The following is a 14,777-nucleotide window of genomic DNA, read 5'->3' as shown; positions in this document are numbered from 1 at the left end:
AGAGTGGATGCTTTGCACCGCGAGAACGCGTAGGCTCGTAGACCAGAAATATCCCAAACGCGGTCGGGATTCCCGCGTCTTCAGGCGCGGGAGGATGTCAAACGAGATAGATGGGCACTGAAAGAGGACAGCAAATGAAAGGACGTGGCAGAAACCCACCGTCGACCTACTGCTGCCCCAACCGACAACCGTTTTCCGCTCGCACCCCTACGTTCGCCCGGCCGATGACGAAGTGCTGACCCGAGCCAGACTCGGCACCTGGCAATGACGAACCCTATGAGTACTGCCAGGCCCGCTGTCGCCAATTTCCGGCGATAGCGTTCTCCGGAACCGACTCCGACCCAGCCGTCAGGCTGCCGTCAGGCTGCCGGCAGGCTAGCAGACGGTCACCGAGCAATTCAGGAGTGTCAAGCACACCTCCGCTCACGCACGCCGGACGAGATGCGCACGGACCACTCGCTGGCACGTCCCACAGAGCCGATCGAGAGCCACCATCGCGGCCAGAACCGGATACGACTGGCGCTGCTCCTGATACAGGTACTCGACGAACTCTCGATGAACCGTTTTAGCAGGCGTCCCCTGCGCAATCGTCTGCGCGAGTGTCTCCTGTCGTTCCTCGACGAACCGCTCACAGCACACCCGCCGAGCAGCGAGCGCCTCGTGGCGCTGCCGAAGCGTCTCGAACCCGAGCGACGCCAGCGGCGTTTCATCCACCGTCTCGAGCCACTCGAGTACGCCGTCGACCGCAGTTGCCGCCTCGGTCAGCGATGCTGTTTCGCGCTCCAGAGCGTGGGTCATCGTCTCGAGTTCGGTGCGGCGCTGGGTGGCACTGTTACAGATTGCGTCTTTCAGGGCCGGCGTGAACTGGTCGGGTGTCGTCGGGGAGAGTGCTGTCGCGATGTCGGGGCCGAGTTCTTCGATGATCGTCTCGAGGAGCGGTTCGGATTCGTCGATCGTTGCGGTGCTGTATGGGTGGATGGTTTCGGCGAACAGCGTTCGGACGCGGGCTGTGGCGTCTGGTTCGTTCGGGTGGTGTTGGACGATCGATGCGGCGGGCGTGGTATTGTTGCCGCCGTCTGTGAACGTTGTAGTGGTGGCCGTAGTTGGGGCGATGGTAGCGGCGGTAGAGGGAGGAATGTTCACGGCAACGCTGGGCTCGATTTCCTCGACACCGCTTTCGAATCGCTCGAAGGCGGTTGCGCCTGCTGTGACGGCTGCCTGTTCCTCGGCGACGCGGTCCAGTGCTGTCTGGAGGACGGTGACTGTCACCGCACCCACCTCATCGGCTGGCTCGTGGTTTCATTCATGGGTTTGCACCGGGATCGTTCATCGGATTGGGGTGGTTTGGCTGGGTAGTTCAGTTGGGTAGTTCGGTCGCGGTAGTACGGCTGAGATGGTTCGGTGGTCACTAGACGGTCTCTGTATCGGTCTGTGTCTCAGTCTCAGTCTCAGTCTCAGTCTCTTCCTCTGCATCCGCGAAATACGAACGAATCGTCTGGTCATCGACGGCGTCCAATACGCGCTCTGTACCGACCGCTTCGACCAATTCACGGAGTCCCTGCTCTGCCCGTGATTCGGCCGCCGACTCCGAGAGTCGTGTCTCGAACGCGCGGTCAATGTACTGGACGCGAAGTTCTTCGTAGCGCTCCGTCTCGAGGTCGTGATCGTCGCCGGCCTTCTCGTCGTACCACTCTCGCCACCGCTCACGGGTCGCCCACTCGCCTGTGAATGCAGAGTCACGGCGAAGCCAGTCGTACCGCTCAGCGACACCGTCAGGGAAACCTTGTGCGGTTCGGTGATCCTCGATGAGGCTTCGAGCGACGTGTGCTCCCTGGCCGGCAGCGATGATCGCCTGGGCGTTCCGGCGTCCGTTCGGTGAGGCGACGTACAGGCCGTCGATCGGTGTACGACCGTCCGAGCCTGGATAGGACGAGTCGAAGTGATCGTGCTCCTCGCCGTCGTGATCGTGGGTTTCGAACAGTTCGTCGCCACCCAGCGGACGCAGGTACGAGCCGTCATACCACGCGGCTGCAACGACAGCACCGGCCGTGATCCGTCGGCCCTCTTGCGTTTCGACGACGAGCGGTCCGTCTGAGTGCTCCCGATCGACGGATTCGACCAGGTCTGGCACGAGGTCACCGCCGGCCGTCTCCACGTGGGCGTGCAGCAGGTCGTAGAAGCCCTCGATGTCGATGCCACCGGGGAACCCAGGATAGTTCTCGAGATATGCACACCGGCGAAGGGCGGCGTTCCCGCGATCGAAGACGACGGTGTCGAGACCGTGTCGGGCGGTGAAGATCGCGGCCGCGGCACCAGTGGGTCCGCCGCCGACAACGACAACATCTCGATCCGTCTCATCGACTGCGTCGCACTCACTATCTACAGCGTCCGTCATTTTCAGAACTCCCCAGTTACGATATCTGCAACCCGCTGACGGTCAAACAGTTCCTCGCCACCGAACTCGTCGGGGAACAGCCCCTGGGCGGCCATCTCGAGTTGGAAGAGATTGATGATTGGTCCCTGGTAGAACAGCCCACCGAAGATGACGCGGTCGGTTTCGACCGCTGTGAGATTCTGTGCGACGCTGTGATCTCGCATCGGTTCGAGTACGTCATCCTCGAAGTTCTCGGCCGTCACGCCTGCCTCCTGCCAGATAACGATTGCGTCGGGGTCGACCTCAAGCAGCGCCTCGTAATCGATCATCCCGCCCGTTTCGTGAAAGCCGCCGATACCGCTGCGCTCGAGTGCGTCCTGAACGCCGAGGTCGTCCCACTGCTTTGACTGCGTGCCGCCGTCGAGGGTGTAGCCATAGAACTCCTCGGGTGCGACGGACTCAGGTGCGAGGATCGCGATCTCGGGATTCTCGTCGGGCAGACGTGAGTGGACATCGGCAAGCACCTCGTCGTGAAGCTGGTCGAACGCCTCGAACCGCTCGCGTTCCTGAAACACTTCGGCGATTTTCTCGAAGGCCTCGTACAGCGAGTAGTACTCGTAGTCGTGCCAGCCGTAGCTCCGGGAGAAAATCGTGTTGCCGATGAACGGACCGACTCCCTGTTTGACGCTCTCGATGTCGGCGTCGGTCCACTGTACCTGATTCGTCATAAACGGCGGATCGATGAGGTGGACGTCCGCGTCGAGTTTGTAGAATAGTTCGGTGTCCGTGCCGCTCTGCCAGAGGTCGACCAGATCGTCCTCGTCGACGGACACGCCGGGAAGTTCCTCGTAGTAGTGCGTCCCAAACCGTTCAACCAGTTCGACGCCGAGCAACCCGTCTGCCTGCCCCAACGCGACACCCATGTCCGCATAATCGGCGGTGTAGGGGAGCCACCGTTCGGGAATAGTCTCGAACTCGACGGTCCCCACTGGCTCCATCGTTACCGAGTAGGTGCCGTCCGTCGTTCCAGTTCCATCGGTCCCGTTCGCGTCCCCGTTTTCACTGTCCGCCTCCGTACAGCCAGCGAGTAGTCCACACCCCGCAATAGCGGAGCCGTATGTCACGTACTCGCGTCTCGTTATTCCCTCGTTGCCAGTGACGTTCGACTCGACGATTACCATGTTTTTAGGCTTACCTAAAACATTATAGTCGCTTCGGTCTTAGGGTGGCCTAAAAGAACCGAACGACCTTAGAAGTCGCCCGTAACGATCTCAGCAACCCGCTCGCGGTCGAAGAGTTGCTCGGTTTCCGGAATCGCGTCCGAGTCTCCCGGCCACGAGCCGAACTCGTCTGGGTAGATCTGCTTCGCGAGCGCTTCAGTCGAGAAGAGCTGTGTGACTGGCCCCATGAACTGCCCCGACGACCGAACGACGTTGTCGTTTTCGACCGCAGAGAGGCGACGAGCGGTCGAGTGGTCCTCTAGCGGTTCGACGACTTCACCTTGCCACTCATCACCGGTCATCGACGAGAGGTTGAGCGCGGCGAGATAGTCTGGGTCGACATCGAGTAGCGTCTCGTAGCCGACACTGCCGGCGATGTCCATCCCCTCGAAGGCGTCTTTGATGCCGAGGTCGCGGAAACACCGGACATCGTTGCGCTTCTCGCTGATCGGTGCGGGCTGGAACTCGCCGGCGTCAGCATTGATACCGCGCCAGAAGACGGCTGCCGTCGGCCGTTCGTCTTCTGGCGGCAAGCGATCCTCGATCGTCTCCATGAACTCGTCGTGGAGTTCGACCCACGCCTCGTACTGCGCCTGGCGCTGGAAGATTTTGGCGACCTTCTCGAACAGTTCGTACATGGTGTAGTAGGGTTCCTGACCATCGAAATCGAAGCGAATGAACGAGCCGAGGAATGGCGCGATGGCTGTCTCGATCTCGTCCATGTCTGCGTCACTCCAGTTCGAGTAGCTCTGCAGCATCCGCGGGTCCGCCAGAATCACGTCAGGATCGACCTCGTAGAAGAGTTCTCGATCGTAATTTCGTGCGGACTCACCCTCGCCGTACTGGTATACGTCGTCGGGATCGTAATCGACGCCTGGCAACTGCTCGTAGAACTTATACGGCTTCCGTTCGGGGTAGGCGTGGGCTGCCGGCTGGAGTCCCAGAGACATCGCCATATCCTCTTGGGTTCCGGGAATCACGAAGAACGACTCTGGGACCTCCTCGAACGTGTGACAGCCACTCGGCTCGATACAGATCTCGTAAGGGTCGACACCATCACCACCATTGGACTCACCGTTTGGCTCAGTCGTGTCGTCCGCACAGCCGGCAACACCGATCGTCACTGCCGTTGCGGTCGAGGCGAGTACACGCCGTCTGCTTGTCATACATACTTTAGGCTAGCCTAAATAGTTATGAGTGTTCTGTTTTAGGACGACCAAAACGCAGTGTGGAGTGATCGCACTCGAGTAGGCGTACACTCACGAAACGCGTGAATAGCGGGCAGAGACCGGGGTCAGAGCTCGCCGAGTTGCTGTTTCTTGCGCATCAGGTAGAGGAAGTACGGGCCACCGATGAGTCCAGTGACGATGCCGACTGGAATCTGCACCGGGTTGAGCGCGAGGCGTGCGCCGACGTCGGCCGAAACCATCAACGCTGGACCGACGAAGAGACAGCCGATCATTAGCTTCTTGTGGTCGCTGCCGACGACGTTGCGGACGATGTGCGGGACGATCAGCCCCACGAAGCTGACGATGCCGGCGACGGCGATACTCGAGGCAGCGGCAAGGACAGCTAGTCCCGACAGGCTGAATCGAACGCGCTCGACGGACATCCCCAGCGCGGAGGCTGTCCCCTCACCGAGAAGGAGTACGTCGAGCTGGCGCGAGCTGAGATACGCCAGGCCGACGGAGACGGTCGTCCACGGGAGAGCCATTCGGACCTCCTGCCAGCCGACGCCGGACAGCGAGCCGTTGAGCCACGAGATAGCCTGTTGGACGACGCCGATGTCGTCGGTGAAGACGAACAGCGCGGTCTGGAACGAGCCACAAACCGTGCCGACGATGACGCCCGCCAGCACGAGACGGACGGGGCTCGTGCCATTATTCCACGCGATGAGATACACGAGCAAGAACGCACCCGCGCCACCTGCAGCGGCCACCAGCGGCAGGAACGTGGTTAGGCCGGAGAAGACCGTAAGCACCACGAGCACCATCAGGCCAGCACCCGACGAAACACCGAGAATGAACGGACTCGCGAGTTCGTTGCGTGTCACGGCCTGGAAAATCACACCGGAGACGGCGAGGCTCATCCCAACCAGGATCGCGACGATCACGCGCGGGAGACGCAGGTCCCAGACGATGTGTGTCTCCGTCGACAGCTCTGGCAACTGGGATGTCTCGTAGCCGGTAAGCACTTCCAGTATCTCCTCGCCAAGGAAGAAGTTGAGCAGCCACCGATAATCGAAGATGACCGTGGGATCGAACAGCGCTCGCCACGCCTGGGGAATTGACATCGAGTACGCGCCGAAACTCAGCTGTACGATCCCGCTGAGAACGATAATAGCGGTTCCACCGAGGCAGACGGATAGCAGCTTCGGGTCCGCGAGCGATTGTCGAGACTGTCCCTTGGTTGTAGACTCACTCGAGTGCGTCTCAGACATTGTCGGCGAACCCCCATTTCCGTCGCTGTCCCCGTCTGTGCTCTCCGTTCGACGTGTCACCGTTCGAGATTGGACTTGGGTGCAGAGAGAAAGTGTCGGTCGAGCTTATTGATGTGGTCGCTGGCCGACCCACTGCGACCGGGGGAGAAGCAATCGATTTTCGTTCCATACCTTTTCGGCCAGCCTAAAACGACATAGATGCTTTGATTTTGGGCTGCCTAAATCACACAGAGGTGTTCGGTCCGGGCGTTCCTGGGATTGGGATGCTGTGTCGCTGCTCGAATTGGCGTCACTGGCGGCGTGTTCTGCCCACACTGGAGCACAAACGCGGGTACGTGGCTGGCATACCCGCGTGTGAATCTTATAGCCGCACGCGTCGTCCACCCGCTATGGCCACAGGGGACGGCGGTGATGGTGATGATGCTGACAGCGGCAGGACCGACGATGACGAGGATACCGTTACCCCCGCAACTTCCAACACCACTCCCAGCGTCTCCTTCGACCGACTTCTACCACCCCGTTCCCGACTCGCGTGGTGGCTCCTCACACTCGTCGTCGTCGGCATCCTGCTCTGGCTCCTGCTCACATACCTCGGTATCATCGCCTTCGGGCTCTTTCTCTACTACGTCGGTCGCCCCGCCGCGCGACGACTCGAGGCCACCGTCGGTACGACCGCCCGAGCCGCCATCCTGACGATCCTGCTCGGCATCATCCCGCTCGTCGTTTTCTTGCTCTCGCTGGTCGCCATCGCGATCGGGCAGGCGCTGACACTCACCGACGCTGACGTCGACCAGGCGCTCGAGACGCTCGCTCCCGGACTCGGACTCGTCCTCGACCGGCCACCAGAATCTCCCGCGGACCTCGCCTCGATGCTCGCCGACCAGCTCCGACCAGCTGACGCCACGGTGCTACTCGAGTACGGGACGGGCGTGCTCGCCCAATTGGCGACACTGGTGTTCACGGTGACGCTCCTGTTTGCGTTCGTCTATCTGTTGTTGTGCTATGATCGGGTGATCGCGGGCTGGCTTCGCTCGCTCGGTAATCATCGCGACGCAGCGGGACTGCAGTATTTTCGCGGCGTCGACCGGGAACTAAGCCGGGTCTACGCGGGCCAGATGCTGACCGTGATCGCTGTCGTGGTGCTTGCCTGGGTGCTCTTTCGCGCGCTGAATCTCGTCGCACCGGCCCCGGTCGAAGTTCCGGTGCCGATCCTGCTCGCGATCGTCATCGGGATCGCCTCGTTTATCCCGCTCGTCGGGCGCTCGCTGGTCTACATTCCGCTGGTCGCCTACCTCGCGATCCGAGCCCTCCAGACCGACCCCCAGTCGCTGTGGGTGCCCGCCGCAGTGGCCGTGCTCGGCTGGGTCGTCATCGATCCCATTATCCGCTACTGGTTGCGACCGTCGCTTTCGAGTCACGGCACGCCCTCGAGTGTGATGCTCGTCGGGTACCTTGTTGGCGGCGCAACCGTCGGCTGGTACGGCGTCTTCCTTGCGCCGCTGGTCGTCGTCGCAGTCCGGCGGTTTCTCACTGTTATCTTTCCGGCTCTCGTTCGCGGAGTGGCGCTCTCTGAGGCGATAGATCCGAGTGTGGGTGAACGGAAGGACGAAACGAGCAACAGGTGAGCGAAACGAAGGCTCTGACGGCGGTATCGCGGAAAATTGTATACGGACTTCAATAGCAGTCGACATCAGCTACTTCGAAACGGGTGCCGTGTGGGTCCGCAGTCACGACGTCGATCGACCAGCCGTGGGCGACAGTGATCGGCTCGACGATGGAGAGGCCGAAGCCGGTGCCGTCACTCGATGTGGTGTAGCCGACCTCGAAGATCTCGTCTCGTTCGTCAGCAGGAATTCCAACGCCGTCGTCTTCGACGGCGAATCCGATGGGGGTCGCTCTCGCATCACGGCGTGTCTCGACCGAGACGGTCACGGATCTCGTTTCGTCTCCCGCGCCGTGAGTGATCGCGTTCCGAAAGAGATTCTCGAAGAGTGCCTGCAGCCGTTCTGGGTTTGCCCGGACGACAACGTCCGTGTCGACGACCAACTCGTGTGTTGTGTCTGTTCCGTCTTTTCTCTCGCTTTGCTCGCCTGACTCCGATACTTCGCCCAACCCCTGTACTTCGCCCGGCTCCAGTGCGTTTGTGTCCGCGAGTGCCCATGCGTTCTGCGCACACTCAGCAAGTGACACCGGTTCGAGTGTGCCGAGTACTCGGCCGCTCTTTGCGACCGCGAGCACGTCCTCAATAAGCTGTTGCATCCGATCGATCGCCGGATAGACTCTATCAAGATGACTGGTGTCACCCGTCTGTTCACTCAGCTCCGTCCATCCCTGAATCGTCTGCAGCGTATCGCTCACTTTCCGGGACGGACCACATAACAAAACATATACTGCGTCCGACTCGTCTGGAAAAAAGAGCCTCTTTCGATGGTCCCGTCCGCCTCTGCGATATCGACGCTGCGAACAACCCTGCGCGAGCGCGTCCGCATCGACACCCGAACACTCGCGCTCGTTCGGATCGCCTTCGCGCTGTTGATTCTCGCTGACCTCTTCCTCCGTGCCCGGAACTTCTCGTACTTCTATACGGAGGCCGGTCCGGTCCCCCAGTCACTTGCACTGGCTGCACTGTCGGTCGACGCGCCGTCGGTGTACTTTCTAACCACCGACCCCGCAGGCACAGCAGCGCTGTTCGTCGTCCACGGCGTGCTTGCCGTCCTGTTACTCGTCGGATACCATACCCGGGTTGCGACCGCACTCTCGCTCGTGTTCGTCCTCTCGCTCGACCTGCGGAACCCGCTGGTTCTGAGCTACGCCGACACGCTATTCGTCTGGCTGCTCTTCTGGGGAATCTTCCTCCCACTCGGCGAACGGTGGTCTGTTGACGCCGTCCACGCCGATCGGGAACCGAGAGCCAGCGTCGCGAGCATTGGCTCGGCGCTCGCCCTCTTTCAGATGATCACGATGTACGTGGTCAACGGCTACCACAAATCCAACTCCGAACTGTGGCAGAGCGGCGAGGCGGCCGTCCTCGTCTTCGGCCTCGACGACATGACGTTTCTCCTCGCGGACTCACTCCACGCAGTCCCGGCGCTGCTCCAGGCCGGCGGCCTCGCGTGGTACTACATGCTCTGTCTCTCCGGTCTGCTCGTCCTCGCTCGCGGGCGACTCCGGACAGGGCTCGTCTCTATCTACATGGTTGCCCACCTGTCGTTCGCCGTCACCGTCCGTATCGGCGCGTTCGCGTTCGTCGCGCTCGCCGGCCTCCTCCTCTTTCTGCAGTCATCGTTCTGGGACGATCTCTCGGCTGTCGCCCGGAAACTCTCGCTTCCGACCACGACCGCAGACATCCACAGGCCAGTCCAAACTCGACTCCCGCTCACTCGTCGCCATCACACCAACCACCGCTTGCCGACCGCAACTGGACTCGCCACCCGCCTGCCACGGCTCCGACTCGAGTACACTGCAAATCTCACACACCGAATCCGACACAACCCTACCCGAACAGTGGTGGCAACAGTTGTCGCGATTGGGGCCGTCGTCGCGCTGGTGTCGGTGCTTTCGGCAGGTGGGCTGGTCAGCGACGACATCGATCCAGCTACGGAGATCGAGCGGGGGGCGACCGGGTTCATCGATCACCAGACGGAGTGGAGTATCTTCGCACCGGAGCCACGAACGACGGACCGGTATTACATCTTCCCCGCGGTGACCGCCTCGGGTGAGCGCCTTGACGTGTACAACGACCGGGCGTTGACGTTCGACCGGCCGTACGAGAACCTTCAACACCAGTACGAGACGTACCGTGAACGGTTCTACATGAACAGCGTCGGGTCGTCGGACCCGCCCGAGACGACAGCCCTGCTTGCCGAACACATCTGCACCGAGTGGAACGAAGCTCACGACGGCGATGACGAACTTACACACCTCACGATGTATCAGGTGCAAGAGCAGGTAACTCGCGAGACGATCGGAACGCCGAACGAGCGCAATCGCTCTGCAGTGTTGCTACACAGACACGGCTGCGATGGCAACGAGCCGATCGAAATCGTAGACTCCGAGTGGGATGAAGATGGTGGTAGTGGGGTGCCGTAGTTCGGAGACGCGCCTCAGTCACTGTTGACGCGAGCCCCGATCGAGATGCTTCGCACGCCGTAGCGCTGGCACGCACCCTGTGCCCGCTCCGAGGTAAACTCGTATTGTGGGTTCGCCCGCATGACTACGACATCGATTCCGGGCTGTTCGATCACATCAGTGTAGTCATCCAGCTGCATTGCCCCGCCGATACACGATGCCCAGAGGTCCACGTCGTTCTTGATCCGCTCCGGCATGTGCTCTTGGCTGACGATGTCTGAGAGTGCGAGTCGCCCGTCCGGTGTGAGAACGCGCTCGACTTCCTCGAACACCTGTTCTTTCTTCGCCGAGAGGTTGATTACACCGTTCGAGAGCACGACGTCAAAGGAGTCGGCGCTAAAGGGTAACTCCTCGATGTAGCCGCGTTCGAACGAGACGGTATCCATACCGGCCGCGTCGCGAGCGGCACGTGCGCCCTCGAGTTGCTTGTCGGTCATATCGATGCCGACGACACGTCCCTCGTCGCCAACGTGCAACGCAGCCACAAAGGCGTCCGTTCCCGACCCGCTTCCCAGGTCGAGCACCGAATCGCCGGGCCGAAGCTCGGCCATGTCCATGTGATAGCCGACGCCAGCGAATGATGCGAGTGCACGCTCTGGAATCCGGTCGAGATCCGCCGTGGGATATCCCAGTCGCTCCGCCAGCGGCCGCCCCATTTCGAAGTGGTACTCCTCGTCCGGTTCCGTCGCAACCTCTCGATAGAGTGTCGTTACCTTCTCCTCGAGTTCTTGTTTGTCGAGTTTGTATGCCATAGTGACCGTATTCGCGGTGTCGTTCACCTCCCTGTTCGTGACCGTTGCTGGCTTTGCCCTGCGCTGGTGTTCGTTAGTGTTCGTGTCCGTCCGTCGAGACATCGACCGTTTCGACGTGCTGTTCTTCGATCTCCTCGAGTGTGAAGTCCTTCCCGTGCTGTTCGGCGACGTGTTCGCGTGTGATCTCGAGAAGTCGCTGCTTGTCGTTCTCCTCAGTTCGTAGTTTGAAGACACAACCCGATACAGCCGTGTCGCAGGCAACCTGAAGCGCTGTCATCGTCTCCCCGTCATGAACGTTTGCTGTCATGGGTTCTCGCCTCGCGAGTGTCCATACGGTTGAGACGCGCATGTAGTCATCCGACACCCGCTTCGTACGCGGTGCACCGCGGGCAGACGGTGACGCGTGTGCAGGTACTGCAGACTGTGCATACTGTGAGTTCTGTTCACTGTGTGATCGCTGTGCACTGTCTGACCGACTTGCAGTACACGACAATGGTTAAAAACCGTCGGTAGGTCCGCGAAAACACACCATCAATGAACCGCAATACACCAAACACGCATTGCAAACACATCACACCACAGCGTTACTCGAGTTCCGGACCGACCACGAGCGGGCGTGCCTCTCGTCGGAACCGCTCGTAGGTGTCCTCGGCCCAACGACGGGCCGCCGGTGTTTCCGTGTCGAGAAACACCTTGACGGTCCCGCTGTCCTGATTGTAGCCACTGATACCGACGCGGTGATCAAAGAGACTGATACCGTACGGGGGCACCTCTCTGTGGAGTAACACTGTGAGATTCCCGCTTTCGAGGGCCTCTCTCGAGAGGTCGGGATACGTCCGTCGAACGGCGGCTGCGACGTGTGGTGGGTCGATAATCTCTGTTTCCATGCCGTCGAGAATGCGTTGACAAAACTCTTCCCGACAGGGGTTGAGCAGCCCCAGATCGAAACCGAGGAATCGGAACGTGTCCGTCTCACGGAGCAGTTCGACAAAGCGGTTGACCGGCCGGTATGGGTCACTCGTCTCAGCAACCGTCACGACTGCATCAGCACCGATTTCGATAGGAAACTCGTTCGCCTCGATCGGCAACCACTCCCAGACCTCGCGTAGCGTCCGCTCGGTTTCAATCCGTTCGATGAGGTTGCCAAGTCCCGTTGCAACGAACGAACCCAACTGTGTCGCTCTGTACTCGTCCCCATCACGAACGATCCAGTTGCGCGCCTCGAACTCTCGGAGGGTCCGCCCGACTGTCGACGTCGACGCACCGGTTTCCGCCCGCAGTGCGGCCCGACTTCGCGGTCGCTCGGCCAGAGACTCGAGGACGGTGACTCGGTGTGGTGAGCGAGCCAGGAACTCGATGTCGTCGAGCGCCGTGTCTGTGTCGTGTGATAGCATAGTAATAGTATGGTCGCGAGAGGTATATAGCCACGACTGACGCGGCCTACATTGTTCCCAAACGCGTCCAGTAACGGCTATTGACTGGCTGGTAGTGCCTCCTACTCCTACTGCCCTCCATAGCACCGACATAAATCGCTACTTGCTATACAGAATTGCCCTCATCACGATTTGGATTCAGTACGAGCGGCCGAGTCGAGGGAAATCACTGACGCGGTAGTATCTTATGACTTGAGTACGCCAGCAGACTCCTCAACCAAGATGCCAGTGTAGCGAGTCCAGTTCTAAATAAAACAGAGAGAGTTCCACGGGTCACCCGACCCGTGGTTGTTTACAAAGCGCGTCGTGGAAACAGGAAGCCCCACCCTCAAGCGCGAGCCAAAAGGCGAGCGGTAGGGTGGGGGTAGTTCACGGGACTGGAAAGCCGTTACTGCGAGGCAGCGGAGTTGATCCCGGTCTGAACCCAGTACCAAGAGATAATGGGGAAGAAGAGGAAAAGCAGGAAAATCGGCATCGAGCCCTGTTCTGTCACCGACTCTGACGCGTTAGAAATTTGCCAGAAAGCAATGATATTTACCAACGGGATGATTGCCAAGATTGGGGTTAGATTCTGGTCAGTTCCTCTGTCAAATGTCTTTGCAGTCTTGTACGTCCAATAGATCGTATACAGCCCGAATGTGATTACCGCAAAAATAGCTTGCTTAGCGAGCGATGCTTCTCTAAACGCCGATTGATCCGTAATAGTTGCAGACATACAAGAAGAACTCTAACTCCACACATATGTAGCCTTGGGAAACTTACCACCTGTATACAGTGTACCATAGAATACGTCTCATCTCCTCTACCTAGCGATTATATCGTTCGCATTTCGCTGCACTCTGTGATCTTACCAGTCATAGATTTTGTTCGAGAAAGAGAAAGTAGATGATTGTTGTTGATAACCATTGTATGACACACACCTGTACCCAACCACCATCAACACCACCATCAGTCAATTGAATCGACGGGTACCTTCCATCAAACTACTAGAACTAAACATATATCTCTATCCAGACACATATGGGAGAGGAGACGCTGTTGGATTATCGATTGGCACGGTCCTATTGGACAGACACTCACTCCACGTGTCTCAGCCATCGATCGTAAAAGCAGACCAACAGAGCGACACACGTGCTATCGACACTGGACTCGAATACCGTGCCAGGGGAGACAGAAACGAGCAGAGCGACAGGTGCAACAGCGGGTGAGTGTCTGAGGACTGAGTTAGGTGTCTGACTCCCCACACCGACAACCGCCCTGATCGAGCAGGTCTCGGACCGTATACTGTTGTTTGCAATCTTCGCAGGTCACTGTCACCGTCACGAGAACGTTGAAGTCGCCGATGTCGAGTACGTCGCTTCGCTCGAGTTGGGCGACTGTATCCTCCGTGACCGCAGCGGTCCGATTCCGGAGGGCACCGAGTTTGTCCCGACTGCGCTCGAGTCGTTCCTCGTCGCTCGGTGACTCGAGTGAGGCTTCGAGACAGCCGGTCAGATGGTTGTAAACGGTCTGGTGAGAGATGAAATCGCTCTCGACATCCTCAACCGGGACGGCGTCGCGCTCGAGTTCCTTGCGTGTCTGGACGCGCGTCCCACTGCTGACGTCGTCGCCTGTGAGCAGCCGGTACGTATTCTCGACCTCGCCGTCTTTGTACTGCAACCCGGCCTCGTCCAGGGCGGCCTTGAGCACACGCTGGTTGACGTGTTCTGCGAGATCACGCGTGCTGTATCGTTCGTCTGTTCTGTCGGTCCAGTAGCTGACGAGTTCCTCGTCCAGTCCGATGAGATCGTACTGCTCGGTGATCCGTCCGACCTTGCAGCCACACGCGGAACTCGCCGCTGCGTCGAGGGTTCGCTCGGTCACTGTCCGAACGGTACTCCGGTGAGCGAGAAAAGCGTTCCGACCGCGGTGTTTACAGCAATACGTCCGTAATGCGAAGGTTGCGACCCGAACTATCGCTACGTTCTCGAGCCTGACACTGTAGCCTCTCTGTACCCATCACAATATTGTCTTTTCAATGATTGTCAAAGAAGGCTGTCATATATGAGTAGCTGTTCTCCAACAAGACTGACCAGATCTGAGATGAAGAAACACAGAGACGTGATTTCTCATGCCGCTATTTACAGTCGTAGGATTGTAAATCAGTCGTGTGAGTTGGGGCACTTCACTCATAGCAGGAGACTGAGCTAGGTTGATTCTGACGGAGCCGACGCCTCGACGACCATCACCCGGAGGTCGTTGACGTTCGTTTCGATTGGACCAGTTCGGACGAGCGCGTCTGTGACCTTGTGTGTGCTCGTTGGTGTCCGCGCAACCGCAACTTCTTCGTTCGCCAGCGCAGATGAGCGTGCCGGGGAGTCGTCGGCCATACGTACCACGTTCGTGGGCTTGGCGTGTGTCTACTGTGCAGTATCAATTCAGTCGTGCTGA

At 59.5% G+C, this 14,777-nt stretch carries 14 protein-coding genes; 2 read left to right on the top strand and 12 right to left on the bottom strand.

The window, feature by feature from the left end; genetic code table 11:
* Nucleotides 1–423: 423 nt before the first annotated feature.
* The 5 genes from C482_RS22455 to C482_RS15575 form a co-directional block, all read right to left on the bottom strand.
* Nucleotides 424–1,269: a DUF7260 family protein gene (locus C482_RS22455; protein ID WP_241431941.1), complete on the bottom strand. Its 846-nt coding sequence runs from the start codon at nucleotides 1,267–1,269 to the stop codon at nucleotides 424–426.
* A gap of 139 nt (nucleotides 1,270–1,408) precedes the next feature.
* Complete coding sequence (locus tag C482_RS15590; RefSeq protein ID WP_006168686.1) at nucleotides 1,409–2,395, bottom strand: FAD-dependent oxidoreductase; 987 nt, start codon at nucleotides 2,393–2,395, stop codon at nucleotides 1,409–1,411.
* A gap of 2 nt (nucleotides 2,396–2,397) precedes the next feature.
* Nucleotides 2,398–3,555: an ABC transporter substrate-binding protein gene (locus C482_RS15585; protein ID WP_006168685.1), complete on the bottom strand. Its 1,158-nt coding sequence runs from the start codon at nucleotides 3,553–3,555 to the stop codon at nucleotides 2,398–2,400.
* A gap of 68 nt (nucleotides 3,556–3,623) precedes the next feature.
* Nucleotides 3,624–4,760, bottom strand: a complete 1,137-nt coding sequence (locus C482_RS15580) for an ABC transporter substrate-binding protein (RefSeq protein WP_049896835.1) — start codon at nucleotides 4,758–4,760, stop codon at nucleotides 3,624–3,626.
* A gap of 128 nt (nucleotides 4,761–4,888) precedes the next feature.
* A complete protein-coding gene (locus C482_RS15575) occupies nucleotides 4,889–6,034 on the bottom strand; it encodes a FecCD family ABC transporter permease (protein ID WP_006168683.1) in 1,146 nt (381 codons plus the stop codon).
* Nucleotides 6,035–6,423: 389 nt separating this feature from the next.
* Here C482_RS15575 and C482_RS15570 point away from each other — a divergent pair, with 389 nt between their 5' ends.
* Nucleotides 6,424–7,659 (top strand): AI-2E family transporter, encoded by a 1,236-nt coding sequence (locus C482_RS15570; RefSeq protein WP_006168682.1) that lies wholly within the window; start codon nucleotides 6,424–6,426, stop codon nucleotides 7,657–7,659.
* A gap of 49 nt (nucleotides 7,660–7,708) precedes the next feature.
* Here C482_RS15570 and C482_RS15565 read toward each other — a convergent pair whose 3' ends face one another.
* Nucleotides 7,709–8,392, bottom strand: a complete 684-nt coding sequence (locus C482_RS15565; protein ID WP_006168681.1) for a sensor histidine kinase — start codon at nucleotides 8,390–8,392, stop codon at nucleotides 7,709–7,711.
* Nucleotides 8,393–8,461: 69 nt separating this feature from the next.
* Here C482_RS15565 and C482_RS15560 point away from each other — a divergent pair, with 69 nt between their 5' ends.
* Entirely contained in the window at nucleotides 8,462–10,123 is a 1,662-nt protein-coding gene (locus C482_RS15560; RefSeq protein WP_006168680.1) for an HTTM domain-containing protein, read from the top strand.
* 14 nt (nucleotides 10,124–10,137) lie between these two features.
* Here the strand turns inward: C482_RS15560 and C482_RS15555 are convergent, their stop codons facing one another.
* The 6 genes from C482_RS15555 to C482_RS21640 form a co-directional block, all read right to left on the bottom strand.
* Nucleotides 10,138–10,914, bottom strand: coding sequence for a methyltransferase domain-containing protein (locus tag C482_RS15555; protein WP_049896837.1), 777 nt, complete (start codon nucleotides 10,912–10,914; stop codon nucleotides 10,138–10,140).
* Nucleotides 10,915–10,987: 73 nt separating this feature from the next.
* The gene (locus C482_RS15550) at nucleotides 10,988–11,221 is read right to left on the bottom strand and encodes a hypothetical protein (protein ID WP_006168678.1); all 234 of its coding nucleotides are present in this window, start codon (nucleotides 11,219–11,221) and stop codon (nucleotides 10,988–10,990) included.
* A 277-nt stretch (nucleotides 11,222–11,498) separates the two neighbouring features.
* The gene (locus C482_RS15545; RefSeq protein ID WP_006168677.1) at nucleotides 11,499–12,308 is read right to left on the bottom strand and encodes a helix-turn-helix transcriptional regulator; all 810 of its coding nucleotides are present in this window, start codon (nucleotides 12,306–12,308) and stop codon (nucleotides 11,499–11,501) included.
* A gap of 427 nt (nucleotides 12,309–12,735) precedes the next feature.
* Nucleotides 12,736–13,062 carry a DUF4234 domain-containing protein gene (locus C482_RS15540; protein WP_006168676.1) on the bottom strand — a complete coding sequence of 109 codons (327 nt, stop codon included), beginning with the start codon at nucleotides 13,060–13,062 and terminating at the stop codon, nucleotides 12,736–12,738.
* Between the two features lie 509 nt (nucleotides 13,063–13,571).
* Nucleotides 13,572–14,210 carry a rod-determining factor RdfA gene (gene rdfA / locus C482_RS15535; RefSeq protein ID WP_006168675.1) on the bottom strand — a complete coding sequence of 213 codons (639 nt, stop codon included), beginning with the start codon at nucleotides 14,208–14,210 and terminating at the stop codon, nucleotides 13,572–13,574.
* Nucleotides 14,211–14,533: 323 nt separating this feature from the next.
* Entirely contained in the window at nucleotides 14,534–14,716 is a 183-nt protein-coding gene (locus C482_RS21640; protein ID WP_006168674.1) for a hypothetical protein, read from the bottom strand.
* Nucleotides 14,717–14,777: the final 61 nt, after the last annotated feature.

This window comes from Natrialba chahannaoensis JCM 10990, assembly GCF_000337135.1.
In the GTDB taxonomy this organism is placed as follows: domain Archaea; phylum Halobacteriota; class Halobacteria; order Halobacteriales; family Natrialbaceae; genus Natrialba; species Natrialba chahannaoensis.
The sequence above is the reverse complement of the archived record's forward strand: the minus strand, read 5'-3'. Positions and strand labels throughout refer to the sequence as shown.

Coding starts and splice junctions, on each gene's coding strand:
- C482_RS15590 (WP_006168686.1), bottom strand. CDS start 2,395: ATGACGGACGCTGTAGATAGTGAGTGCGACGCAGTCGATGAGACGGAT.
- C482_RS15585 (WP_006168685.1), bottom strand. CDS start 3,555: ATGGTAATCGTCGAGTCGAACGTCACTGGCAACGAGGGAATAACGAGA.
- C482_RS15580 (WP_049896835.1), bottom strand. CDS start 4,760: ATGACAAGCAGACGGCGTGTACTCGCCTCGACCGCAACGGCAGTGACG.
- C482_RS15575 (WP_006168683.1), bottom strand. CDS start 6,034: ATGTCTGAGACGCACTCGAGTGAGTCTACAACCAAGGGACAGTCTCGA.
- C482_RS15570 (WP_006168682.1), top strand. CDS start 6,424: ATGGCCACAGGGGACGGCGGTGATGGTGATGATGCTGACAGCGGCAGG.
- C482_RS15560 (WP_006168680.1), top strand. CDS start 8,462: ATGGTCCCGTCCGCCTCTGCGATATCGACGCTGCGAACAACCCTGCGC.
- C482_RS15555 (WP_049896837.1), bottom strand. CDS start 10,914: ATGGCATACAAACTCGACAAACAAGAACTCGAGGAGAAGGTAACGACA.
- C482_RS15550 (WP_006168678.1), bottom strand. CDS start 11,221: ATGACAGCAAACGTTCATGACGGGGAGACGATGACAGCGCTTCAGGTT.
- C482_RS15545 (WP_006168677.1), bottom strand. CDS start 12,308: ATGCTATCACACGACACAGACACGGCGCTCGACGACATCGAGTTCCTG.
- C482_RS15540 (WP_006168676.1), bottom strand. CDS start 13,062: ATGTCTGCAACTATTACGGATCAATCGGCGTTTAGAGAAGCATCGCTC.
- C482_RS21640 (WP_006168674.1), bottom strand. CDS start 14,716: ATGGCCGACGACTCCCCGGCACGCTCATCTGCGCTGGCGAACGAAGAA.